The 25619-nt window shown below is 68.9% G+C and carries 21 protein-coding genes; 8 read left to right on the forward strand and 13 right to left on the reverse strand.

Annotated features, from left to right (window positions below):
• Window positions 1–78 precede the first annotated feature (78 nt).
• Window positions 79–1956, forward strand: a complete 1878-nt coding sequence (locus LDL49_RS24160) for a Xaa-Pro dipeptidyl-peptidase (RefSeq protein ID WP_225293614.1) — start codon at window positions 79–81, stop codon at window positions 1954–1956.
• 133 nt (window positions 1957–2089) lie between these two features.
• Here the strand turns inward: LDL49_RS24160 and LDL49_RS24165 are convergent, their stop codons facing one another.
• Window positions 2090–3301, reverse strand: a complete 1212-nt coding sequence (locus LDL49_RS24165) for a M20 family metallopeptidase (RefSeq protein WP_225293616.1) — start codon at window positions 3299–3301, stop codon at window positions 2090–2092.
• Window positions 3302–3801: 500 nt separating this feature from the next.
• Here LDL49_RS24165 and LDL49_RS24170 point away from each other — a divergent pair, with 500 nt between their 5' ends.
• On the forward strand, window positions 3802–5205 hold the full coding sequence (locus LDL49_RS24170) for a peptide ligase PGM1-related protein (RefSeq protein WP_225293618.1): 1404 nt from the start codon (window positions 3802–3804) through the stop codon (window positions 5203–5205).
• Here LDL49_RS24170 and LDL49_RS24175 read toward each other — a convergent pair.
• A complete protein-coding gene (locus LDL49_RS24175) occupies window positions 5165–5368 on the reverse strand; it encodes an SCO4848 family membrane protein (RefSeq protein WP_225293620.1) in 204 nt (67 codons plus the stop codon). The genes LDL49_RS24170 and LDL49_RS24175 overlap by 41 nt on opposite strands.
• Before the next feature lie 83 nt (window positions 5369–5451).
• Between LDL49_RS24175 and LDL49_RS24180 the strand changes: the two genes are divergently transcribed.
• Window positions 5452–6591, forward strand: coding sequence for a D-alanyl-D-alanine carboxypeptidase family protein (locus tag LDL49_RS24180; protein ID WP_225293621.1), 1140 nt, complete (start codon window positions 5452–5454; stop codon window positions 6589–6591).
• Here LDL49_RS24180 and LDL49_RS24185 read toward each other — a convergent pair.
• Together LDL49_RS24185 and LDL49_RS24190 are read right to left on the reverse strand one after the other, a co-directional pair.
• Entirely contained in the window at window positions 6584–7504 is a 921-nt protein-coding gene (locus LDL49_RS24185) for a YihY/virulence factor BrkB family protein (RefSeq protein WP_225293623.1), read from the reverse strand. The two genes, LDL49_RS24180 and LDL49_RS24185, sit on opposite strands and share 8 nt — an antisense overlap.
• A gap of 131 nt (window positions 7505–7635) precedes the next feature.
• Window positions 7636–8922, reverse strand: coding sequence for an amidohydrolase family protein (locus LDL49_RS24190; RefSeq protein ID WP_225293625.1), 1287 nt, complete (start codon window positions 8920–8922; stop codon window positions 7636–7638).
• 59 nt (window positions 8923–8981) lie between these two features.
• On the opposite strand from LDL49_RS24190, the gene LDL49_RS24195 reads away from it, so the two are divergent.
• Entirely contained in the window at window positions 8982–9488 is a 507-nt protein-coding gene (locus LDL49_RS24195) for a MarR family winged helix-turn-helix transcriptional regulator (RefSeq protein ID WP_225293627.1), read from the forward strand.
• 125 nt (window positions 9489–9613) lie between these two features.
• Here the strand turns inward: LDL49_RS24195 and trpS are convergent, their stop codons facing one another.
• Window positions 9614–10618, reverse strand: coding sequence for a tryptophan--tRNA ligase (trpS, locus tag LDL49_RS24200; protein WP_225293628.1), 1005 nt, complete (start codon window positions 10616–10618; stop codon window positions 9614–9616).
• A gap of 14 nt (window positions 10619–10632) precedes the next feature.
• Window positions 10633–11946, reverse strand: a complete 1314-nt coding sequence (locus LDL49_RS24205) for a hemolysin family protein (RefSeq protein WP_225293630.1) — start codon at window positions 11944–11946, stop codon at window positions 10633–10635.
• Window positions 11947–12032: 86 nt separating this feature from the next.
• Between LDL49_RS24205 and galE the strand changes: the two genes are divergently transcribed.
• Window positions 12033–12980, forward strand: a complete 948-nt coding sequence (galE, locus tag LDL49_RS24210; protein WP_225293633.1) for a UDP-glucose 4-epimerase GalE — start codon at window positions 12033–12035, stop codon at window positions 12978–12980.
• A gap of 262 nt (window positions 12981–13242) precedes the next feature.
• Here the strand turns inward: galE and LDL49_RS24215 are convergent, their stop codons facing one another.
• Window positions 13243–14217: a malate dehydrogenase gene (locus LDL49_RS24215; RefSeq protein ID WP_225293635.1), complete on the reverse strand. Its 975-nt coding sequence runs from the start codon at window positions 14215–14217 to the stop codon at window positions 13243–13245.
• A gap of 54 nt (window positions 14218–14271) precedes the next feature.
• Entirely contained in the window at window positions 14272–16209 is a 1938-nt protein-coding gene (locus tag LDL49_RS24220; RefSeq protein WP_225293637.1) for a serine/threonine-protein kinase, read from the reverse strand.
• A gap of 203 nt (window positions 16210–16412) precedes the next feature.
• On the opposite strand from LDL49_RS24220, the gene LDL49_RS24225 reads away from it, so the two are divergent.
• Complete coding sequence (locus LDL49_RS24225; RefSeq protein ID WP_225293640.1) at window positions 16413–17549, forward strand: saccharopine dehydrogenase family protein; 1137 nt, start codon at window positions 16413–16415, stop codon at window positions 17547–17549.
• Here the strand turns inward: LDL49_RS24225 and LDL49_RS24230 are convergent.
• The 3 genes from LDL49_RS24230 to LDL49_RS24240 all read right to left on the reverse strand — a co-directional run bounded on the left by LDL49_RS24230 (window position 17524) and on the right by LDL49_RS24240 (window position 20271).
• Window positions 17524–18561: a polysaccharide deacetylase family protein gene (locus LDL49_RS24230; protein WP_225293642.1), complete on the reverse strand. Its 1038-nt coding sequence runs from the start codon at window positions 18559–18561 to the stop codon at window positions 17524–17526. The two genes, LDL49_RS24225 and LDL49_RS24230, sit on opposite strands and share 26 nt — an antisense overlap.
• Before the next feature lie 152 nt (window positions 18562–18713).
• A complete protein-coding gene (locus LDL49_RS24235; RefSeq protein ID WP_225293644.1) occupies window positions 18714–19004 on the reverse strand; it encodes a DUF3017 domain-containing protein in 291 nt (96 codons plus the stop codon).
• A 145-nt stretch (window positions 19005–19149) separates the two neighbouring features.
• Window positions 19150–20271, reverse strand: a complete 1122-nt coding sequence (locus LDL49_RS24240) for a citrate/2-methylcitrate synthase (RefSeq protein ID WP_225293646.1) — start codon at window positions 20269–20271, stop codon at window positions 19150–19152.
• A 181-nt stretch (window positions 20272–20452) separates the two neighbouring features.
• Here LDL49_RS24240 and LDL49_RS24245 point away from each other — a divergent pair, with 181 nt between their 5' ends.
• Window positions 20453–21103 carry an FHA domain-containing protein gene (locus LDL49_RS24245; protein WP_219468773.1) on the forward strand — a complete coding sequence of 217 codons (651 nt, stop codon included), beginning with the start codon at window positions 20453–20455 and terminating at the stop codon, window positions 21101–21103.
• A 43-nt stretch (window positions 21104–21146) separates the two neighbouring features.
• Here LDL49_RS24245 and LDL49_RS24250 read toward each other — a convergent pair whose 3' ends face one another.
• Entirely contained in the window at window positions 21147–22247 is a 1101-nt protein-coding gene (locus LDL49_RS24250; RefSeq protein WP_225293969.1) for an anhydro-N-acetylmuramic acid kinase, read from the reverse strand.
• Between the two features lie 251 nt (window positions 22248–22498).
• Window positions 22499–24028: a glycoside hydrolase family 10-like protein gene (locus LDL49_RS24255; protein WP_225293648.1), complete on the reverse strand. Its 1530-nt coding sequence runs from the start codon at window positions 24026–24028 to the stop codon at window positions 22499–22501.
• A gap of 117 nt (window positions 24029–24145) precedes the next feature.
• Between LDL49_RS24255 and LDL49_RS24260 the strand changes: the two genes are divergently transcribed.
• On the forward strand, window positions 24146–25549 hold the full coding sequence (locus tag LDL49_RS24260; RefSeq protein WP_225293650.1) for a glycoside hydrolase family 3 protein: 1404 nt from the start codon (window positions 24146–24148) through the stop codon (window positions 25547–25549).
• Window positions 25550–25619 lie beyond the last annotated feature (70 nt).

Genomic DNA, 25619 nt, shown 5'->3' on the forward strand with positions numbered 1-25619 from the left:
ACACCAGGGGGCCCTTGCCGTCAGGTCGATCATGGCAGAGATTCCTGATCAACGGTGGATTTCATCCTGGAGCCCGACATGCATCCTTGGAAGGCCATGATCATGCCCATGGCCGCGGTCCTCATCGCGGCCATGGGCGCGGCGCCCGCCACAGCAGATACACCCACCCTCCCGTCGATCAAGATCGAGAACAACGCCACCCAGCCCGTCTTCTCCCGCGCCGACGCCGTCAAGCAGACGGTGTACGTCGAGGTCGCGGGGACCGACAGCGACAGCGACGGCCTGCCGGACCGCGTCGCCGTGGACATCCTGCGCCCGAAGGAGACCGACGAGGGCCTGAAGGTCCCGGTCATCATGGAGGCCAGCCCCTACTACGCGGGCGGCAACGACGTGCCGAACCACGTGGTGGACGTGGACGAGAACGGCAACCCGCTGCCGACCCTGCGCTCGTTCGCGAACAAGCTGGCGGCCGAGCCGTTCGACGGCTACTACGACAACTACTTCCTGCCCCGCGGCTACGCGATCGCGCTGGTGGAGAATCTGGGCAGCGGCCGCGCCACCGGCTGCCCCACCACCGGCGACCGCAACGAGACGGCCGGCCCGAAGGCCGCGATCGACTGGCTGAACGGCCGCGCGAAGGGGTTCACCCCGGAGGGCGCGCCCGTCTCGGCCACCTGGTCAACCGGGAACGTGGGCATGATCGGCGTCTCCTACAACGGCACGCTGCCCAACGCGGTCGCCTCGACGGGCGTCCGGGGGCTGAAGACGATCGTGCCCATCGCCGCGATCTCCTCCTGGTACGACTACTACCGGGCGAACGGCGGCGTGCTGGCGGCGGGCGGCTTCCAGGGCGAGGACGCGGACGTGCTGGCCAAGTACGTGCTCACCCGCGCCGACGGGCAGAAAATCTGTGGCCCCGTCATGGACTACCTGACGGCGACACAGGACCGGGTGAGCGGCGACTACAGCCGCTTCTGGGACGCCCGCAACTACCTCAACGACGTCGACAAGGTCAGGGCCAGCGTCTTCGTCGTGCACGGCCTCAACGACTGGAATGTCAAGACCAAGCAGTTCGCCCAGTGGTGGTACGCCCTGTCCAAGCGCCACGTGCCGCGCAAGATCTGGCTGCACCAGGGCACCCACATGAACCCCTTCAACCTGCGCACCGTGGAATGGCTGCGGCAGCTGCACGGCTGGTTCGACTACTGGCTGTACGGCATCGACAGCGGCATCATGCGCGAGCCGCAGGCGGACGTCGAAATCGCCCCTGGTGAGTGGGGCACTCACGCATCGTGGCCACTTCCGGCCACCAAGCCCGTGGCCCTCCACCTCGGCTCCGGCTCGAAGCTGAGCGCCTTCCCGCAGTACGCGGCCCGCGAGTCCTTCGTCGACCAGAAGTCCCGCACCGCCGAACAGCTGGTGGAGGCGGCCCCGGCCGCGGACCCCAACCGCCTGGCCTACCTGACGCCCGAACTGCCGGCCGCCGTCCGGATCTCCGGCACCCCGACGATCTCGCTCCGCGCGGCCCGCGACAGCGGCTCCAGCCCCTACCTCACGGCCCTGCTGGTCGACTACGGCACGGGCACTCGAGCGGACGGAACCCTGGTCCCCACAGGCGAGACCCTCTGCTACGGCGAAGGCGTCCCGGGCGACACGGGCTGCACGGCACTGCGCAAGCTTGGCACCGCGACCACCCCATACAAGATCGTCTCAAGGGGCTGGCTGGACATCAGGAACCGCCACGACCCGGCACGAACAGAGACCGTCAAACCGTCCCAGGAGTACACCTTCACCTGGGACTTCCAGCCAAAGGACTACCGGTTCGACCAGGGCCACAAGATCGGCCTGATCATCACGTCAACGGACAGGGACTACACGCTCCGCTACCCGGAGGGCTCGAAATTCACTGTCAACCCGGCCAAGTCATCCTTGGTCCTGCCGGTGGTCAGGCCGTAGGGCGGCCGGGGCCAAGAATGCGCACGTCACGGCGCTCAACCCGGTAAACCGGAGGAGCGTTTGTTTCCCTGGACAGAGGCCAGCCCCGCCCAGAAGGGTGGGGCTGGCCCATGCTTGCCGTAAAGGAAAAAAATCAAGCGAGAACAGAATCGACTACGGGCTCCCATAGCGCGGTCAGGGCGGTGGCGGCCATGAGGCGGACGCCCATGGCGATCGCCGCCTCGTCGATGTCGAAAGTCCCCTGGTGGATGTCGTACGTCACGCCACCTGGCGTGCGCGTGCCGAGACGCGCGAGCGCTCCCGGAATCGACTCGAGGTACCAGGCGAAGTCCTCGCCGCCGAGCGACTGCTGCGTGGGCACCACCGCGCCCGGCCCCAGCGCCCGCTCGACCGCCTCGGCCAGCATGTCGACGCTCATCTCGTCGTTGACGACGGGCGGCACTCCGCGGGTGTATTCCATCTTCGCGTCGATGCCGTAGGCGCCGGCGACCGACTCCAGCAGCGACTTGATCAGGTCGGGCGCGGCGTGCCAGGCGTTCTCGTCGAGGCAGCGCACCGTGCCCTCGGCCACGCCGTCGTCGGGGATCGCGTTGGCCGCGGAACCGGCCTGGACCCTGCCCCAGACCAGGCTGAGCGAGGAGCGCGGGTCCACCCGGCGCGAGAGCGCGGCGGGCAACTCGGTGAGGATCTTGGCGAGGGCGAAGACCAGGTCGGCGGTGAGGTGCGGGCGGGCCGTGTGGCCGCCGGGACCCGACACCCTGATGGCCAGCTTGTCGCAGGCGGAGGTGATCGGGCCGGGCTTGAGCCCGACGTGGCCGAGGTCGACGCGCGGGTCGCAGTGGAGGCCGAAGATGCGCTCCACGCCGCTGATGCCGCCGTGTGCCATGACCTCGAGCGCGCCGCCGGGCAGTTCCTCGGCGGGCTGGAAGATCAGCCGGACCCGGCCGGGCAGCAGGCCCGCGGCGGCCTGCTGGGCGAGGAAGATCGAGGTGCCGAGCAGGATCGTGGTGTGCACGTCGTGGCCGCACGCGTGGCAGGCGCCGGGGACGGTCGAGCGGTAGGGCACGTCTTTCTCGTCGTGCAGCGGCAGCGCGTCGATGTCGGCGCGCAGCGCGATCGTGGGGCCGTCTCCGCTGCCCACGTCGCAGATCAGGCCGGTGCCGCGGGGCAGCACCGACGGCACCAGGCCGGCGGCGGTGAGCCGCTCGGCGATGCGCTGAGTCGTGCGATATTCAGCGAAGGCCAGCTCAGGATGCATGTGCAAGTCGCGGCGGAATGCCACCAACTCCTGATCGGTCTCCGTCAGGAACGCGTCGAGTTCCCCCCGAAGCTCACGTCCCCGCATGAGTCACCGTCCCGTCCAATTGCCATGTGATCGTCAACTGCCCGAAGTCACACGGCTTATAGCGCCGTAAATCGTCCTTTGGCCTCGCTGCGGTCGGCTGTCCGGTCAGAGCAGCCGTCCGGCGAAAATGCCGCACCCACAGGTTTCGGTGCCAGAGATCGTCAGCACGGGGTTGTGATCCCCTCCTGAGGACAACCCACTGCGGAAACACGGCGGTCGGCCATGAACCCGAAGGCGATGTTCCAACTTTATCTCTTGCGGGTGGCTTCGCGCCGACAGAAACCCCGAAAGCCAGGCGACTGCATGCCCGTAACCGCAGGTCGTCACCGTGAGTGAGGGCGCAGATGACCCGGAAAATAGTCACAAGGGATCATTAGATGGTGACCCGTGGACACGACTTCCAAACGTGGTCTGCGCTTTCGAATCCTGTCACCTCCCGTCATGGTCATGACACTCCGACGATGGATGCTTTAGCGTAGAATGCGTGTTTCACTCGCAATATGATCACTAAAATCCCGTTCGGGGAGAAGTATGCCGGGTTGAGCATCTTCGAGCCGAGCGAGGGGACCCTGGTGGTCGTACCCTCGCTCTCCCTTCCGCAGGACGAGCTGCGCCGCATCACCGGTGCGAGATGTTATGAGGAGCGCCTGCTCTTCCTCCTCCTCACGCTCCGCGAGCCCGGCGTCAAAGTGATCTACCTCTCCTCCGCGCCCATCGATCCGGACATCATCGCCTACTATTTCGGCTTCCTGCCTGATCCGGATGACGCCGCCAAACGGCTGCGGCTGATCACTCTCGACGACCCGCACTCGCAGCCGCTCACCAGAACCCTGCTCTCGCGGCCCGAGGTGGTCGAGCAGGTGCGTGCGGCGATCGACGGCGACGCGTGGTTGGTGCCGTTCGTGCTGAGCGAGCTGGAGGAGGAGTTCGCCGCGCTGCTGGGCATCCCCGTGTACGGCCCGGCCACGTCGCTCGCCTATTACGGCTCCAAGAGCGGCTCCCGCGAGGTCGGCCAGGAGGCCGGCGTGCCGATGGCCCGCGGGTTCGGAGATCTGCACTCCATGGCCGAGATCGAGGACGCGATCGAGGCTCTGCCGGGCGAGCGGGTGATGGTCAAGCTGAACGACGGCTACTCGGGTCTCGGCAACGCCATCGTGCCCAAGGGCGATCTGGCGGGGACGAGCTTCTCCGCGTACGGCGAGACCTGGAAGAGCTTCACCGCGAAGATCCGCGAACGCGGCGCGGTCGTGGAGGAGTTCATCGAGCACCGCCCGCTGCACTATCCCAGTGCGCTGGCCCGCATCACGCCCGGCGGCCGGCATGCTGTCGTCGCCACCCACGACCAGGTGCTCGGCGGCGCCAACCAGGACGTCTACCAGGGCTGCACGTTCCCGGCGGCGCCGGAGTACCGGGCCGAGGTGGGCGCGTCGGCCGAGCGGATCGCCCGCGTCATGGCGGAGCGGGGCGTGGTGGGGCTGTTCGGCATGGACTTCTTCGCGCTGGAGACCGACGCCGGATACGCGGCGCTGCTGTGCGAGATCAACCTGCGGATCGGCGGCACCACGCATCCCTTCGGCGCCGCGGTGCTGACCACCGGCGCCTCCTACGATCCGGGTACCGGGCTGCTCATGGCCGGTGACCAGCCCAAGTACTACACCGCGACCGACAACTGCGCGGCCGGCTGCCTGCGCGGCCGCTCCCCCGGCCAGGTCGTGCGGATGGTCGAGGCGCTCGGTCTCGGCTTCGACCACACCCGTCGGACGGGAAACGTCTTCCACCTGCTCGGGGCGCTCCCCGAGCACGGCAAGCTCGGCTTCACCACGATCGGCGACTCCCGCGAGGAGGCCGACGAGCTGCACCGGCTCACTCGCCGCGCGCTCTGCGGAGCCCCTTCCAGCCGATGACGGCCAGCACGACCGCGAGAATGAGATTGACCGCGATCAGGATGCCGTGCACCACGTAGAAGCTCGTGGGATGGCCGTCTGCCAGGTTAAACCCGAGGTTGATCCACTCGAACACCATGAACACGCCGAGCACGATGAGGAATCCGGCGATCTTTCGCGACATGACCACTTCTCTAGTATCAGGTGCCGATCATCAGGGGATGTGTCGGCACATGTGCAATGACACGAAGCTACGCTGAGACCGCCATGCTGATGAAACCGGTGCCCGTCACGGCACTCCTCACGGCACTCCTCGCGGCGGTCGCGCTCACGGGGACCGCCCATGCCACGCCGACCCCTACCCCGACGCCGAAGCCCGTCGGCGGGGAGCTGCTGGGCAGCCGCGGCTTGGTGAGGCCCGCCGGCATCAAGGCACCGCCGAAGTCCAAGGCCACCTCGTACGTGATCGCCGACCTGGAGACCGGCGAGGTGCTCGCGGCCAAGGACCCGCACGGGCGCTACCTGCCGGCCAGCACGCTCAAGACGCTCACCGCGCTCACGCTCATCCCCAAGCTGGACAAGAACCTCACGGTCAAGCCCAGCCGGAACGCGGTCGACCAGGAGGGCACCGCCGTCGGCCTGACGACCAAGCCGCTCTACAAGGTCGACGACCTGTTCAAGGCGTTGCTGATGTCGTCGGGCAACGACGCGGCGATGGCCCTGGCCGAGACGAACGGCAGCCTGGCCAAGACCATGCGCGACATGAACGCCGAGGCCAAGCAGCTGCAGGCGAACGACACGGTGGCCAAGACGCCCAGCGGGCTGGACAAGCCGGGGCAGAGCAGCTCGGCGTACGACTTGGCGCTCATCGCACGGGCCGGCCTCGGCAACCCCGACTTCCGTCGATATATCAGTACGAAGATCGCCAAGTTCCCGGCGCCCAAGAAGTACTACGAGATCAGCAACCACAACAAGCTGCTGTGGCGCTACCAGGGCATGATCGGCGTCAAGAACGGCTGGACGTCCAAGGCCCAGGCCAGCTTCGTCGGCGCCGCGACACGTGGCGGCCACACGATCATCGTGACCATCATGCGGCACGAGGGGTACTTCTGGGAGGAGGTGGCGAGCCTGCTCGACTGGGGCTTCGCCGCCCGGGGCAAGGTCACGCCGGTCGGGCAGCTGGTCGATCCGCTGCCGGTCGAGCTGCCCGCGCAGCAGGTGACCACCTCGCCGGTCGTCACCGGGCCGCCGGCCACGGCGCCGCTGCTCGACTCGGCCGCCTCGAAGCAGACGGACACCAGCCGTACGGTGGGCTCGATCGTGATCGGGGGCGGGCTGCTGTTCGGCCTGACCTGGCTGGGCTACGGCATCCGCCGCCGGCGCAACTCGCGGCGTGAGGTCAGATAACGCCGTTGGAGGAGGGGATGGGCGAGGGTGAGGGCGGCGGGCAGAGCCCGGCCGTGGCGGTCCAGGCGGCGACGTACAGGACGAATCTGACGGAGAAGTTGATCCAGACCAGCAGCCCCACCATGACGGCGAACGCGCCGTAGATCGGGTTGCTCAGCGTCTGCCCCAGCAGCAGCGACGCGACCTGCTTGAGCAGCCCGAACCCGATGGCGCCGAGCAGCGCGCCCCTGGCCAGCACCCGGAAGGGCTGGGTGGCGCGGCCCACCCAGCCCAGCAGGATCAGGAACAGCACCCAGTCGGCGGCCACGCTGGCCAGCAGGCCCACCAGCCAGAGCGTGCCGGTCGTCACCGGCGCGCTGCCCAGCCCGAGAGTCACCGCGACCTTGGTCGTCGCCTGCGTCGCGGCCCCGCCGATCAACACCGACACGATCGAGGTCACGCCGAGCAGGAGCAGGGAGATCAGGTCGCGCAGCTTGGCGACGAAGAAGTTCGGCGGCGGAACCGTGGTCATCGACATCTCCCACAGCGCCCCGCGCAGCGCGTCCACGGCGCCCAGCCCCGCGTAGAGCAGACCGGCCAGGCCGATGATCCCGGCGGTCGCCCTGGCCTTGGCGATGGCCTGGAGGTCGATCTGGTCGGCGAGTCCGGGCAGCTGGTCCTTGATCGCCGACTCGAGGGTGCTGATGGCGTTCTGGTCGTTTGACAGGACGTAGCCGAACAGCGCGTACGCCAGCGCGACCAGGGGGAAGAACGACAGGAACGCGAAGTAGGTCACCGCCCCGGCCAGCCGGTCGCCGAACCGCAGCTGGTAGCGCTGCACGGTCCTCATCAGATGGTCGATCCAGAGGCGGCGGACCCGCCAGGACTCGACGACGCGGCCACTCCGGGCCTTGGCCGACTCGACGCGTGCCATCAGCTTCGCCAACACCGTGCCGCGCGCCGCCTTTCAAGGTGCCCCGCCGTCGCCGGGCACCTGCCCTGGCTACCGCTCTTCTACCACGAAGCCTCGTACCCAGGAGCTTCGTACCCAGGAGCTTCGCGCGGTCACGAGCGGGGCGCGCTCGTGACGGCGCGGGCGGACTCCGCGAGCCTCGCGAGCACCGCCGTGACGTCGTGGTGCAGCAGCCTGCCGTCCCGCTTGACCACCCGCCCGGCCACCAGGACGGTGTCGACGGCGCTGGTGTCGGCGTTGAGCACCACCGCGCCGATCGGATCGTGCGCGGCCGCCATGCCCGGCGTGCCGGTACGCAGCAGCACGAGGTCGGCCTGCTTGCCGACCCGCAGCGAGCCGACGGTGTCACCGAGCCCCACCACCTCGGCGCCTTCGATGGTGGCCATCCGCAGCGCGTCACGGGCCCGGAATCCCATCCCCTGCCCGTCCGGGCGCCCCCGCTCCAGCGCGAACGCGGTCCGCATCAGGCTGAACATGTCACCGGGCGCGCACGTCACGCTGTCGATGCTGAGCGAGGTGGGGATCCCGGCGGCCCGCGCCCGCCCGCTGATCGGGTAACCGATGCCGAGGGCCATCTCGTCGATCGGCGACACGGACACGCCGCCGCCGCTGTCGGCGATGAGCTTGAGCTGGTCGTCGCTGTAGTGGTTGGCGTGCACGTACGTCGTGCGCGGCGCCAGCAGCCCGTTGGCCTTCAGGAACGCGAGCCCCTTGGCGGAGCTCTCCCTGCCGTGGCCGCCGAGATGCGCGGTGACGGGCAGGTCGAGCTCGTGGGCCAGCCGCCACTCCGCCAGCGCGTCGTCCTCACTGACGATCTCCGGCCCGAGAGCGGCGATCGCCATGGTCACCAGGCCGGCCGTGCCGAAATGCTCGTCATGGACCCGGCGCCCCTCCTTGTGCAGGTTCTCCCGGGGCCCGCCGTGGCAGTAGCCGAAGATCGCCCTGATGCCCGACTCGCGCAGCGCCTGTACGGCGGAGTCGGTGTGCTCGGGCGTGAACTGCACGTGCGACCAGTCGAGCAGCGTGGTGATCCCGGCGTCCAGGCACTCCAGCGCGCCGGCCAGGTTGCCCGCGTAGACGTCCTCGGGCCGGTAGCCGGGTGCCAGCTCACCCAGGATGCGCTGCAGATAGCCGCCGAACGTCATGTCCGGCGCGATCGCCCTGATGCCGGCCTGCCAGGTGTGCCGGTGGCTGTCGACGAACCCCGGCAGCACGATCATCCCGGTCGCGTCGACGACCTCCGCCCCCGGCACCTCGGGCAGATCCGGCCCTACCTCGGCGATCCGATCGCCCTCGACCCGCACGTCCACCTGCCCGAGCACGACAGGCTCCGGCTCCGTGTCGACGACGATCCCGTTCTTGATCAAGGTTATTGTCATGCCAAAAGCTTAGTAAGAAGCTTTTCAGAAAGCAATATGCCGCCAAGTATCCTCGATCCATGAAGCACGATGACGTCGACGCGATGGTCCCCCGCTGGCAGAACTCCGGCCTGTCGTCGTCGCTCATCGCCGACCTCGAGCTGAGCAAGCGCACGTCCCGCCTCAACATGCTCTTCGAGACGGCGATCAAGGCCGAGCTGGCGGACCTGGGCCTGACCTATGCCGAGTTCGACGTCCTCGCCGCCCTGGCCCGCACCGGCCCCCCGCACCGGCTCAAGCCCAGCGAGCTGTCCAAGGGCCTCTACCTCACCTCAGGCGGCACGAGCAACGTCCTGCAGCGCCTCACGGCAGCCGGCTACGTGGAGCGGGCGGCGAACGAGGGCGACGCGCGCAGCCGCTGGGTCCAGCTCACCCCCGAGGGCCTGAGCCTGGCCAACACGGCCCTGGAGGTCTCGGGCAAGGCCCACGAAGAGGTGATGGCGGGCGTCCCGGAGGAAACGGTACGGAAAGCGGCGGACGCCCTCCGGGAGGTCCTCCTGGCAGTGGGCCGCCGCCGCTTCCACTAGTCACAACTGACGAATGCCGGGGATCGTCGATCGTAGGCTCAGGAGCCGACGAGGGCATCGGCTACGCGACCGCCCGGCGGCTCGGCGGCTCGGCAAGCGGCGGGGCAGGAAGTCGCGCACCTCTGTCAGAGGCGGGGCAGGAAACCGACCCGCTCGCGGACCTCGGCCATGGTCTGGCGGGCCACGGCGCCGGCTCGCTCGGCGCCGATGGCCAGCAGCCGGTCCAGCTCCGCCTCGTCGGCCAGCAGCTTCTCCGTGCGCTCCCGGATGGGCGTGAACGTCTCCACGACGGCCTCCGCCACGTCCTTCTTGAACGTCCCGTAGCCCTGCCCCTCATAACGCGCGACCAGGTCGGGGATCGGCGTGGCCGTGAGCGCGGACAGGATGCGCAGCAGGTTGGAGATGCCGGGCTTGCCGTCCTCGTCGAACAGGACCTCCGAGCCGGTGTCCGTGACCGCGCGCATGACCTTCTTGCGCAGCGGCCCCGGCTGCTCCAGGACGTCGAGGATGCCGGCCGGGCTGGAGGACGACTTGGACATCTTGGCCGTCGGGTCCTGGAGGTCGGTGATCTTCTCGACCTCCTTGAGGATGTACGGCTCGGGGAGGGTGAAGGTGTCGCCGAAGCGGTGGTTGAAGCGCTGGCCGAGGTCGCGGGTGAGCTCCAGGTGCTGCTTCTGGTCGGCGCCGACCGGCACGCTGTTGGCCTGATAGAGCAGGATGTCGGCGGCTTGGAGCACCGGGTAGGTGAAGAGCCCGACGCTGGCCGCGTTCTCCCCGAACTTGGCTGACTTGTCCTTGAACTGCGTCATCCTGGCCGCCTCGCCCATGCCCGTCAGGCAGATGAGGATCCAGGCCAGCTCGCTGTGCTCGCGCACGTGCGACTGGACGAACACGGTCGAGCGCTCGGGATCGAGCCCGGCGGCGAACAGCTGCGCGGCGGCCACGCGGGTGCGACGGCGCAGCGCGGCGGGCTCGGTCGGCACCGTGATCGCGTGGAGGTCGACGACGCAGTAGAAGGCGTCATGAGTCTCCTGCAGCGTCACCCATTGGCGGACCGCACCCAGGTAGTTGCCCAGGTGGAAGGAGTCTGCGGTGGGCTGGATGCCGGAGAGGACACGAGGTCTGGCCATAGCAGCCAATTGTGTCAGGAATCCAGCTCGGGCGGCGACTCGACCGCCGGACGGCGCTTCACCCTCACCCTGGCGATACGGCGGCCGTCGAGCTCGGTGACGGTCAGCTCGAACCCGGGCACCTCCACCATCTCCCCGACGGCGGCCACGTGGCCGAGCATGGACATCACGAACCCGCCCAGCGTCTCGTACGGCCCGTCGGCCAGCCGGATGCCGGTCTGGGCGGCGAAGTCGTTGAGGTTCGTCAGACCGTCGATCTCCATCTCGCCCGCCGGGAGGACGACGGTGTCGCCCTCGACGTCGTACTCGTCCCTGATGTCGCCGATGAGCTCTTCGACCAGGTCCTCCAGGGTGACGATGCCGGCCGTCCCGCCGTACTCGTCGACGACGATGGCCAGGTGGTGGCCCTCGTCGCGCATCTCCGAGAGCGTCGTGAGCAGGCGCTTGGAGGCCGGTACGAACTTGACCGGCCGGATCGGCACCAGCTCGCTGATCGGCTCGATCCGGCCGGTGAGCACCGGGTCGAGCAGGTCCCTCACGTGCACGAACCCGATGACCTCGTCATACGACTCGCGGTAGACGGGGAAGCGCGAGTGCGGCAGCCCAGAGGCCAGCACCGCCGCCTCCGCCAATGTGGTGTCGGCCTCCATGAACTCCACCTCGGTGCGGGGCAGCATGACCTCGCGGAGCTGGCGCTTGCCCGCGGCGAACACCTCCGCGATCAGCTTGCGCTCGTCGGCGGTCAGGTCGGTGTGCCCCACGACCATGTCGCGCAGCTCCTCGGTGGTGACCTCCTCCCTGTCGGCCTCCGGATTGCCGCCGAGCAGCTTGACCACGCCGTCGGTCGACTTCGACAGCGCCCAGATGACCGGGCGCGACAGCATGGCGACGCGGTCGAGGAAGGGCGCCACGACCAGCGAGAGCCCCTCGGCCCGCTGCAGGGCCAGGCGTTTGGGGGCCAGCTCGCCGAGCACGAGAGAGACGTACGAGATGGCCAGCGTCACCAGCACCAGCGCGAGTACGGGGGCGACGGCGTGGGGCACGTTCCACCGTTCGAGCACGGGCACGAACTGCATGCCGAGCCGGTCGGCGCCGAACGCGGCCGACAGCATGGTGGCGACGGTCACCCCGATCTGCACGGCGGACAGGAAGCGGTTGGGGTCCTGGGCGAGCTTGGCGACCCGCTCGCCGCGGCGCCCCTTCTGAGCGAGCTTGCGCACCTGGCTCTCCCGCAGGGAGACCATCGCCATCTCGGCGGCGGCGAAGAAGCCGCCGACGAGGATGAACAGAAGGACCAGCGCGATATTGGCCGCGAGGGTGTCAAACATGGTGGTTGGCAGCGTACTCGGCACGTTTCCCGCGTATGCTGAACACCGAGCCCGACAAAATTAAACATATAACCACAGGAGTGAACATGAGATTGCTGGTCACCGGAGGCGCCGGATACGTGGGCAGCGTCGTCGCGGCGCAGCTCGTCGAGGCGGGCCACGAGGTGACCGTGCTCGACGACCTGTCGACCGGCCATGAGGACGCGGTGCCCGAGGGGGCGCGGTTCGTCCGCGGGTCCATCACCGAGGCCCACGACGCGCTGGCGGGCGTGGAGGCGGTGCTGCACTTCGCGGCCAAGTCGCTGGTCGGCGAGTCGGTGGAGAAGCCCGGCCTCTACTGGTCGCACAACCTCGGCGGCACGCTGGCGCTGCTCGACGCGATGCGGGAGCAGGGCGTGCGCGGGATCGTGTTCTCCTCGACCGCGGCCACGTACGGCGAGCCCGAGCGCTCCCCCATCCTGGAGAGCGACCCGACGCGGCCCACCAATCCGTACGGAGCCTCGAAGCTGGCCGTCGACACCGCCCTGACCGCCTACGCGGGCCTGCACGGGCTCGGGGCGGTGAGCCTGCGCTACTTCAACGTGGCCGGCGCGTACGGCCGCTTCCGCGAGCGGCACACCATCGAGACCCATCTCATCCCGAACGTGCTCAAGGTGGCCACCGGCGAGCGCGAGTCGGTCAGCGTGTTCGGCACCGACTACCCGACTGCCGACGGCACGTGCGTGCGCGACTACGTCCATGTGGCCGATCTGGCGGTCGCCCACCTGCTGGCGCTGGAGGCGCTCACCCCCGGGGAGCACAAGATCTACAACCTGGGCAGCGGCGCCGGCTTCTCCGTCCAGGAGGTGATCTCGGTCTGCCGCGAGGTCACCGGCCACGACATCCCCGCCGTCGTCGGGCCACGCCGGGCGGGCGATCCGGCCGTGCTGGTCGCGTCGTCCGAGAAGATCCAGCGCGAACTGGGCTGGAAGGCCGAGCGCCCCTCCCTCCGGGAGATCGTCTCTGACGCTTGGGCAGCGCTTTCCGGGAAATAGGTATAGGAAGTCCCGATATGTGCTGTGATATCGAAATGTGAGGAGCTTTTCACCAAGGGTCACGAAGATAGTCTTCGGCGTGCTCGTTGTGCTGGGTAGCCTCGCGGCGGCGGCGGGGGTGCTGTTCGCCACCTCCCCGCCGAATCCTGCTGCGCACATCACTATGTGCCCGTAGATGCACAAAAGGGAAATAGGCCGCAAACCGTACATATAACCAAAAAGACGCGCGCCCGGAAACGGACGCGCGCCTTGTCGGGATGGATCAGATCAGGCCGAGCGACGCCACCGCGTCGCGCTCCTCGGTGAGCTCGCGGACGCTGGCGTCGATGCGCTCGCGGGAGAAGGCGTCGATCTCCAGGCCCTGGATGATCTCGAACCGGCCCCCCGCCGCCCGCACCGGGAACGACGAGATGAGGCCCTCGGGCACGCCGTAGGACCCGTCAGAGACGACGGCGGCCGAGGTCCAGTCGGTGCCGTTGACCCAGTCGTAGACGTGGTCGATCGCGGCGTTGGCCGCGGAGGCGGCCGACGAGGCGCCGCGGGCCTCGATGATGGCGGCGCCGCGCTTGGCCACCGTCGGGATGAAGGTGTCGCGCAGCCACTCGGACTCCACCTGCTCGGCCGCGATCTTGCCGCCGACCTCGGCGTGGTAGAGGTCCGGGTATTGGGTGGCGGAGTGGTTGCCCCAGATGGTCATGTTCTTGATCTCGGTGACCGGGACCTGGAGCTTCGCGGCGAGCTGGGACAGCGCGCGGTTGTGGTCGAGGCGGGTCATCGCGGTGAAGCGGTCGGCCGGGACGTCGGGCGCGTTCTGCTGGGCGATGAGCGCGTTGGTGTTGGCCGGGTTGCCCACGACCAGGACCTTGATGTCGTCGGCCGCGTGGTCGTTGATCGCCTTGCCCTGCGGGCCGAAGATGCCGCCGTTGGCGCCGAGCAGGTCGCCACGCTCCATGCCGGCCTTGCGCGGCATGGCGCCGACGAGCAGCGCGACGTTGGTGCCCGCGAACGCGACGTTCGGGTCGTCGGTGATCTCGATGCCGGACAGCAGCGGGAAGGCGCAGTCGTCGAGCTCCATGGCGGTGCCCTCGGCTGCCTTCACCGCCTGCGGGATCTCCAGCAGACTGAGCTTGACCGGGACGTTCGGGCCGAGCAGCTGCCCCGACGCGATGCGGAACAGCAGTGCGTAGCCGATCTGACCGGCGGCTCCGGTGACGGTCACCTTGACGGGCGTGGCCATGGCCTTCCCCTAACTCGCAGGATGAATCATTGACTTTCGGATGCTACCCGTTCGTCATCCGCAGGAGACCATCGAGGGCGTTTCCAGCTCCGGGGTGAAGTCCACGTTGGCGAAATGCCGGGCCAGCAGGCTCTTGACGACGCCCTTGCGGTAGAGCTCGGCAATGATCCCGTTGGCCGCCTTGCAGGTCTTCACGTCTCCGTGCTTGATGCCGATGGCGTAGCGCTCGTCGTTGAGCTTGGCGCCGAGGATCTTGAAGCGCTGGTTCTCGCGGCTGGCGAAGCCGGCCAGCATGATGTCCTCGCCCGGCACCGCGTCGACCTTGCTGCTCCTGAGCAGGTCCATGCACTGCGCGTAGTCGGTCGCCGTGACGAGCTCCACCTTCACGCGGGCCTGGACATTGCCGACGGACGGGCTGTTGGGGGCGCAGATCTTCTTGCCCTCGAGGTCGTCGATCGACTCGATCGAGGCGCCGTCGCTGACCAGGAGGTCGTGGTGGGCCACATAGTACGGGCCGGCGAACTCGACGCCGCTCTTGTCGATGGAGTAGGTGGCGATCACCAGGTCCACGGTGCCGTCCTCCAGCGCCTTCTCCCTCTCGAACTTGGGAATCCTGACGAACTGGGTCTGCTTGGCGCCGAGCTGCGCCGCGACGAGCTTGGCCAGCTCGATGTCGAAGCCCTCGAATCCGCCGTCACGTTCCAGGGAGACGCCTGGCAGGTCGCCCTTCACGCCGATCACGATCTTCTTCGTCTGCGCCACCTTGTCGGCCACGGAGGTGAAGGAGTTCGGCGGGGCGGGATGGGGCGAGGGGTTGCCGCCGAGCGCGAGCTGGAGCCAGTTGTTCTGCACGGCCACGACCGAGGCGGCGGCGATCAGCAGGATCGCCGCGACCAGTGCGACCCATCCCGCGCGGCGGCCGCGCGGCGCCAGCGGGCGAGGGTCCGTGGCGGATGCGGCCGGGCGCTCGTCCAGGATGCCGCGCGGCGGCGACGTGGAGCCGGTCGCCCAGGGGATCGGCTCGCCGCCGGTCACGGAGGACTGCTCCGGCGGATGCATGAGCTGCGCCTTCGACGGCGAGCCCGTGCCGAGCGTCCCGGCCGGCACCCTGATGAAGGGGGTGGTGTCGTCGCTGGCCACCTGTACGCCCCGGGTCAGCACGGCCGTGGAGGCCCCGACCGTCTCGGGCTGGCCGAGCAGCCGCAGCAGGATCTGGTCGGCCGAGGGCCGCTCGTCGGGCGACTTCGACAGCGCCGACCGCACCACGCCGCGCAGCGGCTCGGGCAGCATGGACACGTCGACCTCGTGGTTGAGGATCCGGTTGAGCACCACCGCGATCGAGTTGCCCTCGAACACGGTCTCCCCGGTGGCCGCGAACGCGATCACCGCCCCCCAGGCGAAAACGTCGGTATAAGGCCCGACATCGTCCCCGGCGATCTGCTCGGGAGCCATGTACGCGGGCGTCCCGATGGCCCGGCTGGTGATAGTGCCGCTCGAGTCGATGATCCTGGCGATACCGAAGTCGACCACGCGCGGCCCGTCGGCGGCGATCAGCACGTTGTCGGGCTTGAAGTCGCGGTGCACGATCGAGGCGTGGTGGATCGCGGTCAGCGCGGTGGCCGTCCCGATCGCCAGCCGGTCGAGCGCCGTCCCCCGCAGCGGGCCGTCGTCGTCGACGATGTCCCTGAGGGCGCGCCCGTCGATGTACTCGCTGGCGATGTACGGCGTGTCGCCGTCGAGATCGGCCTCGATCACCCGGGCCGTGCAGAACGACGCCACCCGCTGCGCGGCCTTCAGCTCCCTGGCGAACCGCGACCTGGCGATCGTGTCCCCGCTGAACTTGACATGCAGCAGCTTGATCGCAGCCTGCTCACCCTCATCGGTGACGCCCAGGTAGACGATGCCCTGGCCGCCTTCCCCAACCCGGCCGACCAGCCGGAACGACCCCAGCTGGCCGGGGTCGCCGGCGACCAGCGGCGAGATCTGCGGCATCCATCTTCCCCACGTTCAAACAAAGCCCAACGACGCAAACTTTACGACGCTCAGTAAGCTCTCAGGGAACCGTTAACCGTTCGTGACGTCACGGTTTGTCGCCAGGAGCAGTATGGCCACCCGCCATCACCATGATGAGGAGAAACGCCGAATTACCCCAGAATAGGGCGAAACTACGAGAAGCACCGAGGAGGCTCGGGATTATGGCCCGTGCGTACGACATCGTGCTGTTCGGCGCGAGCGGCTTCACCGGCGCGCTCACCGCGGCCTACCTCGCCAGGACGGCCGGCTCCGAGGTGCGCTGGGCACTGGCCGGGCGCGACCGGGCCAAGCTGGAGCGACTCGGCCTCGACGTCCCGATCCTGATCGCCGACGCCACCGACCCCGCCTCGCTGGCCGCGATCGCCCGCGCGACCCGCGTCCTCGTCACGACCGTCGGCCCCTACCTCCGGTACGGCGAGCCGCTCGTGGCCGCCTGCGCCGAGGCCGGCACCCATTATCTGGACCTGACCGGCGAGGCCGAATTCGTGGACCGGATGTACGTCCGCCACCACCGCCAGGCCACCGCCACGGGCGCCAAGCTGGTGCACGCGTGCGGCTTCGACTCCATCCCCTACGACCTCGGCGTGCTCTTCACGGTCGACCGGCTGCCGGAGCACGTGCCGCTCAGGGTCAGCGGGTTCCTCAGGAGCCACATGCGGGCATCGGGAGGCACACTGGCCTCCGGGATGACGATCGTCTCGCGCCCCCTGCAGCTCCTGGAGGCGGGAGCCCGGCGGCGCGCGGCCGAGCCGCTGCCTCTCGGCCGCCGGGTCAGCTCACTGCCCGGCGGCCTGCGCTATGTCGGCGGGTGGGCGCTGCCGATGCCGAGCCTGGACCCGCTGATCGTCGGCCGCTCGGCCCGCCTGCTCGACCGCTACGGCCCCGACTTCACCTACCGCCAGTACTACGCCGTCAAGACCCTGCCCGCCGCGCTCGCGGTGGCGGCGGGAGCGGGCACGATGGCGGCGCTCGCGCAGATCCCCCCGGTACGCGACTGGATGGCGAGCCGCGTCAAGCCGGGCGACGGGCCCACCCCCGAGCAGCGGGCCCGCAACTGGTTCAAGGTCACCATCCTCGGCGAGGGCGGCGGCCGGCGGGTCGTCACCGAGGTCGCGGGCGGCGACCCCGGTTACGACGAGACGGCCAAGATGCTCGGCGAGTCGGCGCTCTGCCTGGCCTTCGACGACGTGCCGGAGATCGCGGGCCAGGTCACCACCGCCTCCGCGATGGGCCGCCCGCTGATCGAGCGCCTGCGCCGGGCGGGCATCACGTTCAGTACGCGAGAGCCCGCGAGGTGAAGGACGTCCGCAGGAACGGATTCTTGAACTTGGGGAAGGCCACGGTCAACGGATCGCCGTCCGAGGTGTAGCGCATGTCCGGGTTGTTCTTCAGCCAGTCGAGCCAGGCCACCGAACAGAACTGCTTGCAGTCACCCTTCTTGTCCATGGCCCTGATGCGCGGGATGCCCAGCGGGTCGAAGGACTTGCTGAACGGCGCGGGCGCGGGCGTGTAACCGGCCAGGAAGACTCCCTTGTGGTCATAGGTGACGTCGCCGAGCTTGCCGTGCATGGCCCACTTCTTGTTGTGCGGCTGGTTGCCGTACGGCAGAGCCAGGGTCACCGGCTTGACGAAGGCCAGGGAGCTGATCATCGTCTGGACGGTCGCGATCTGCTCCTCGACCTCCTTCTGCGACCGGCCCCGCAGGTTGATGTGGTCGCGGGTGTGGTTGCCGATGTCGAATCCGTTGTCCTTGAGCCAGAGCAGCATCTGGGCCTGCTCGTCGCGCACGGTCTTGCCGAACATGTCGCGCGTGACGTACATCGTGGCCACCGGCCGGAAGCCGGGATTCTTCGCCGCCACGTCACGCAGGATGCCGATGGCGGTGTCCGGCGCCAGGTTGCCCATCTCGTCCAGCGTCAGCTGGGACGGCGAGGAGTCGTCGAAGGTCAGCACGACCGCGTGCTTGCCCGCCGGGATGTCGATCTTGCCGGTGACGTACTCGGCGGCGGTGATCGGCACGTACCCGTCCTTGACCAGCCGCTCGAGGTCTCCCCTGAACTGCTCGGGGGTCCGGTCGTCGGTGGTCGCCGGGTTCTTGATCACCCGGTGGAACATCAGCACCGGGATCTGCCCCAGCTCGTTGGCCTTCACCTTGGCGGCCAGCGCCAGCTGGGCGGCCTTGGCCTGCTTCAGCTTGGCCGCCGTGTTGGCCGCGGTGTTCACCGGCCGGGCGGCCGGCTCCGAGCCACAGCCGCACACGACCGCCGTGACCGCGATCAGCCCCACCCCACTCAAAAGACGCAATCGCATCCGAACCCCCTGGGCCACCTATGACTCTTACCAGGGACTCTTACCCATCTGATCAACTCCGTCACGCTCTGTGAGGGCCAAGAGATGTTCTAGAGAAAACGGAAGAGCCGCCCGAAGGCGGCCCTGCGTCGATCGGGTTGGTGGAGGTGGGGTCACCGGGCCAAAAGGGACATGATCATTCCCTTGAGCTCGTCGTTCGCCAAGATCAGCGAGGTGAGGACGAGCACGAATCCGAACACCCCGAGCGTGATGACGTCCGTCCTCTTGCTGCGTACGGCGAGCCCGTCGTACCCGGCGAAACGGAGCGCGGCGGCCACCATGACGGCGGCGCCCAGCGCGAACCCGCCCCACCGCGGGTCCACGAGGAAAACCAGCGCAACGCCGACGACCGCACCCGCCAGAACCAGCGGGTACGGCCCCCAACTCTCTCCAGAACGACTCAACGTGCCTGCTTACGGACGCAATCACTGCGCGTCTCCGCTGGCATCGTGCCTCGCTCTCTCCGGTCCAGGCTCATCGCGCCCGCTTGTGGTCGCATTCGCTGCGGACCTCCGTTGGCATCGTGGCCTCGCTCTCTCCGGTCCAGGCTCATCGCTCCTCGATCGGCTTCCACTTCTGGTCACGCTCACCGATGTACTCACTGTCGGGGCGGATCAGTCTGTTGTCGGCATGCTGCTCGATCACGTGCGCCGTCCATCCGGACATGCGGCTGATCGAGAAGACCGGGGTGAACAGGTCCGTCGGAATGCCGAGATAGTGATAGACCGATGCCGCGTAGAAGTCGACATTCGGATAGAGGCCCTTCATCTCGAAGACGACCTCCTCCATCTCCTTGGACATCCGATAATAGGTGTCGTCGCCGGTGGATTCGGCGAGTTCCTCCGACATCCTGCGCAGATGCGTGGCCCGCGGGTCCTCGGTCTTGTAGACGCGGTGGCCGAAGCCCATGATCTTCTCGCCGGCGGCCAGCTTCTCGCGTACGGCCTGCGCCACCCCGGTGGGCGAGATCGATTCGAGGGTCTTCATGACCTGCTCGTTCGCGCCGCCGTGCAGGGGGCCCTTGAGCGTCCCGATGGCGGCGACGATGGCCGAGTGCATGTCCGACAGGGTCGCGGCGCAGACGCGGGCGGCGAACGTCGAGGCGTTCATGGTGTGGTCGGCGTGCAGCACCAGACAGGTGTCGAAGATCTCGACCTCGCGCCGGGCCGGAACGCGTCCGGTGACCTGCAGGAGGAAGTTCGCCGCGATGCTCATCGCCGGGTCGGGCTCCGGGACCTCGGCGCCGTTGCGGGCGGCGTGGTAGCGGGCGACCAGCAGAGGCTGCTGCGCGGTCAGGCGGGCGGCCTTGCGCAGGTTCGCGTCGGGGGCGATGGAGTCCTTGTCCGGGTCGTCCGCCCCGGAGAGGGAGACCAGCGAGCGCAGGGCCTCCATCGGTTTCTGCTTCTCGGCGATCTCCGAGATGTTCGCGGAGACGAGGGCGCCGAGCTCGCGGCCCCGCACCAGCTCCTCGCCGTACCTGTTCAACTCATCCCGATTGGGAAGCTTGCCGCACTGCAGCAGGTGAGCGGTCTCTTCGAACGTCGCGCGGCCGGCCAGATCGTGGATGTCGTATCCGCGATAGAAGAGACGACCGGCCTTCCCGTCAATGTCGCTGAGCGCTGTCGACGCGGCTACGACATCGGCCAGGCCTTTCGTGGGCTTGTCCGCCATGAGTGTTTCCTCCGCATATCTCCGCCCGAAGTCTACCCGTGAGCAGGCAAAACCGTCCGCGAAGGTCCAGACCAATTTCATGCTGGATTCTCCTTATGGCAAAGGCGATTCCGCATCCCCTCGTTTGGGTAAGCCGGAGCTGTAGTAATAGTTACGGCGGGCTACCTGGGGAGGAACTGCCGTGGAGGGGCCGTTCATACGCATCGAGGACACCGGCGAGGTGGTCCCGTTGCGCCCCGAGATCACAACGGTAGGGAGGGGCCGGGGCGCGGACATCCGGCTGACCGACCCGAGTGTGTCTCGACTCCATGCCGAGTTCGTCAGGCGAGGACCCTACCTGTACGTCGTTGATCTGGGCCTGTCCCGCAACGGCACACGGGTGAACGGCAGGCCGATCGCCCGGAGGGTGCTTGACGACGGCGACGTCGTCTCCTTCGGGGCGGCGCGCGGTCGCATCGGCGGAGTCCCCCGCGAGGACTTCACCCCCGAGGTCGAACTGCGCAGGGCCGCTGCGCCCGAGCTGACCAGGCGCGAGGTCGATGTGCTGACCTCGCTCTGCAGGCCGGCGCTGTCGGATGAGGCGTTCGTCGCCCCGGCGACCGCACGTGAGATCGCCGACGACCTGGTCGTGACCGAAGCCGCGGTCAAGCAACACCTGCTGCGGCTGTACCAGAAGTTCCGGATTCCCGAGGGCACCAACCGGCGCACGCGGCTGGCCAACGAGGTCGTCGCGCTGGGCCTGGTGCGCCCGACCCCCGTGGTGCCACCACAACGGTCGGGGACGCCGGCCGAGCAACAGCAACCGACGGCGGCCGGACGCAGGGCTTCATAGGTGCGGACCCCGCTACCTGTGGTGGGCCGCTGAGCGTGGCCCACTAGAGGAAACGGATCGCGACCGGTGCCACGGCGAGGGGTTCCGGGAGCGCGAGCGGACCGGAGCCCGGCGTCACCGTGCCCAGGACACGCGCCCCTGAGGCGCCCGTGCAACTGGGCACGGTCGACGGCAGGCCGTGCGCGGTGAGCCAGCCGAACAACGAGAAGGCGATCGCCTCCTTCGCGTCGGCGGGCACGCCGAGCTCGTCGCTGGTCACGAGTCGCGTCCCCGGCACGCGTGCGCGCAGCATGCCCATGAGCGTGGGATTGCGCACACCGCCGCCGGAGACGATCACGGTGTCGAGCCCGTGCCGCCGGATCTCGGCCGCCACGGTCTCCGCGGTGAGTGCGGTCAGCGTGGCGACGAGGTCGGCCTGCGGGAGGTCCGCCTTGACGTACCCGGGCGTGAAGAGCTCTTTACCGGTGGACTTCGGCGGCTCCTTCGCGTAGTACGGCTCGGCGAGCAGCTCCGCCAGCAGCGCCGCGTCGACCGTCCCGGCCGCGCCGAGCACCCCGTCCTTGTCGTACGGGGGCGCGGCGGCGTCGATGAGCGCGCACGCGGGGCCGGTGTCGTAGGCGATGGCCGGCTCCCGCACGGTCAGGTTGGCGATCCCGCCCAGGTTCAACGCCCCGGTACGCCCCGGCAGCCCGGCCATGAGCAGCAGGTCGAGGTAGGAGACGAGCGGCGCCCCCTGCCCGCCCGCGGCCACGTCACGCACCCGCACATCCGAAACCACGGGCAGCCCGGTGCGCTCGGCGATCCAGGCGGGCTGGCCCAGCTGCAGGGTGCCGAGCACCCGGCCGCCCTCCACCCAGTGGAAGAGCGTCTGCCCGTGGGAGCAGATCAGGTCGGCCGCCAGCCCCTCCGCCGCCGCCTCGGCGAACGCCTGGCCGATGAGCGTGTCCAGGGCGCAGACCTCGCCCAGGTCGATCCGGCTGGGGGGCAGCGCGGCCACGATACGGGCTCTCAGACGGGGGTCGTACGGCCGCTCGCCGGTGTGGACCAGCGTGCCGGTCAGCACGCCGCCGTCCAGCGACCAGTCCACGACCGCACTGTCTATCCCATCGTGGGATGTACCCGAGATGAGGCCGAGAACCCGCATCACGCTCCTTCTCCTCCACTGTCCCTCGTGGGACCCTTAGCCACGACGGGCCGTCTCTTCCGCTCCCGCGGCGGGGGACCCCAGCCACGACAGACCGTCTTCCTCTTCCCCCGGAGGGGGTGTCCCTTCCGAGGGACACGGACCGCCTTCTTCCTCTTCCCCCGGAGGGGCTATCCCTCCCAAGGGACACCAGCCACCACGGACCGTCACAGAGATCGAGACGGTCGCGTGACGAACCACCGGGGAATCCGCTACAGCACCCGGAACCCGTTGCTCGGCTTGCTGGTCCGGTTGGCCCGGTCGACGGCGACCACGTAGTAGTGATCCCCGCGCTTGCCCTCCGGGTCCACCCAGCTCACCTGCCGGTCGCCCGGCAGCACCGCGACCAGGTTGCGGGCGTCGGCGAACGCGCTGGACGCGGCCTTGCCGGGGAACCGGAAGATGGCGAACTGGAAGGGCTCGTGCCGGTCCGTCGCGACCGCGCGTACCTCCACCCCGCCGTGCTTCCGCAGCGCGTACGCCAGCACCGGCCGGTGCGGCGCCTGGCCGCCCGCCAGTCTGGTCAGCACCGGGGCCAGGGCGGGCCGGGTGTAGTGGTCGTTCACGGCCGTGCTGATGGAGCCGATCCGGTCGGCCCGCAGGTCGTTGGCGTTGTACCAGATGTCACCGCTGACGGGTGGGTTGTCCCGGTTGAGCGTGAGGTGCTTGGACAGCTCGGCCGGGTTCTGCCATTCGGGCGCGGTCTGGGCGGGGTCGCCCGCCTTGTAGGCGGCCTGGCCGATCCAGAGCAGCGTGCCGGTGCCGTTCGCCACGTCGGACCACCACGGGACGAGCTTGGCGTAGTCGGCCGGCGGCTGCCCGATGTACCAGTAGAGCTGGGGCGCGATGTAGTCGAGCCAGCCCTTCTTCACCCAGCCCCTGGTGTCGGCGTGCAGGCCGTCGTAGGACTGGCCGCCGCTGGTGTCGGAGCCGAGCGGGTCGCTGGCCTTGTTGCGCCAGATGCCTGACGGGCTGATGCCCCAGGCGATCTCCGGCTTGACCGCGCGCACGCGCTGCTGCATCTCCGAGACCATGAGGTCGACGTTGTTGCGCCGCCAGGTGGCCAGGTCCGGGAAGCCGGCTCCGTACTGGGCGAAGGCGGCGCTGTCGTCGAAGGCCGTGGTGTTCGTCGGGTAGAAGTAGTCGTCGAAGTGCAGGCCGTCGATGTCGTACCGGGTGACCGCGTCCATGATCGCGTCCTGGCAGAACTTCCGCACCTCGGGCATGCCGGGGTTGTAGTAGAGCTTGCCGCCGAACGGCAGGATCCAATCGGGGTGCTTGCGTCCCGGGTGGTCGGGGTGCAGCTTGGCCGGGTCGGCCTGCATCGAGACCCGGTACGGGTTGAACCAGGCGTGGAAGGCCAGCCCGCGCTTGTGCGTCTCCTCGACGATGAAGCCCAGCGGGTCGTAGCCGGGGTCCTGCCCCTGAGTGCCGGTCAGCCATTGCGACCACGGTTCGAACGGCGACGGCCAGAACGCGTCGGCGGTCGGCCTGATCTGCACGAAGACGGAGTTCAGCTTGCGCTGCACCGCCAGGTCCAGCCAGGCGAGGTATTCGGCCTTCTGCTGCTCGACGGTCAGCCCGGTCTTGGAGGGCCAGTTGATGTTGACCACGGAGGCGATCCACATGCCGCGCATCTGACGCAACGGCGGGACGTAGTCTGCGGCGAAGGCGGGAAGCGGTACGACGGAGGCGGCAGCGGCGAGGGCGAGGCCCTTCAGTAACGTCCTTCGGCTGGGCATGGGGGGTTTGGCCTCTCGGAAGTGGTTGTGTCGAGGGCGACGATGACAGAAAATTACCTTCAATTCAACAATCGTGAAGGAAAATGCCGCATGTCCCCTGACCTGTACCGACTAGCGATGACAGTGCTCCAGCCAGGCTATGAAGGCACGTCGGCTCCCGACTGGTTGCTCAGGGCGCTCGGCGAAGGACTCGGCGGTTTGGTGCTGTTCGCCCGCAACAACCCCGGGCAGCAGCTCGTCCAGCGGTTTCGCGCCGAGAACCCGGGCGCCGTCGTCGCGATCGACGAGGAGGGCGGGGCGGTCACCCGTCTGGAGGTCACGTCCGGCAGTTCCTTCCCGGGCAACCGGGCGCTCGGCGTGGTGGACGACGTGGCCCTGACGGAACGTGTGGGCCGCCAGATCGGCCGGATGCTCGCCGAAGCGGACATCACCCTCAACTACGCGCCTTCCGCGGACGTCAACGCCAACCCCGCCAACCCGGTGATCGGCGTCCGCTCGTTCGGCCCGACCGCCGACCTGGTCTCCCGCCACACCGTGGCCTACGTCAACGGGGTACAGGGCGCCGGGGTCGCCGCCTGCGCCAAGCACTTCCCCGGTCATGGTGACACGGTCACGGACTCGCACCTGGCGCTGCCGACCGTACACGCCTCGCGCGAGCTGATCGACGAGCGCGACCTGCCGCCGTTCAGAGCCGCGATCGCGGCCGGGGTGCGCTCGGTCATGTCGGGTCACCTGCTCGTCCCCGCCCTCGACCCGTCGATGCCCGCGACGCTCAGCCGTACCGTCATGACCGAGCTTCTCAGGGGCGAGCTCGGCTTCGACGGGATGCTGGTGACCGACGCGATCGAGATGCGGGCGGTGGCCGCGATGTTCGACCCCGGGGAGATCGCGGTCCGCGCGCTCGGCGCGGGCGTCGACGCCATCTGCGTGGGCCTGTCGACCGAGCGGAGCCTGCACGACATCCGCGACGCCATCGTGGCCGCCGTCCAGTCGGGCGCGCTCCCGGAGGAGCGCCTGGCCGAGGCCGCCGCCCGGGTCCTCGCCCTGTCCGACTGGTACGCCCGGCAGTCGGCGCTGCGCGAGAAGGTCCGGGCCGACGTCGACGAGGGCGCGGGGCTGGAGGCCGCCAGAGCCGCGCTGACCGTGACGGGGACGGCCACCTTGACCCGGCCGCCGCTGGTCGTGGAGGTCAACACGCGCTTCAACAAGGCGGTGGACCCCTCGACGCCGACCGGCATCACCGCGGCGCTCAGCACGCTCCTGCCGGGGACCACACGGATCCAGATGGAGCCGGAGGGCGAGCTGCCGCCGTTCGACGACCGGCCGGTCGTCCTCGTGGTGCACGACGCCGCCCGTTATCCGTGGGTACGGGAGACGGTTGCGCGGGCCGTACAGGTGCGGCCGGAGGTGATCGTCGTGGACACCGGCATCCCCGGGGCGCCCGACGGCGCGGCGCACCTGGTCACGCACGGCATCTCGCGCGTCTCGGCGCAGGCGGCCGCCGAATGGCTGACCCGATGACCGGGCACCTCCGTCTATCGACGGGCTGGCTGTTGACGGGCTCGTTGTTGACGGGCTCGTTGTTGACGAG

This window comes from Nonomuraea aurantiaca (genome assembly GCF_020215705.1).
GTDB classification, from domain to species: Bacteria; Actinomycetota; Actinomycetes; order Streptosporangiales; family Streptosporangiaceae; genus Nonomuraea; species Nonomuraea aurantiaca.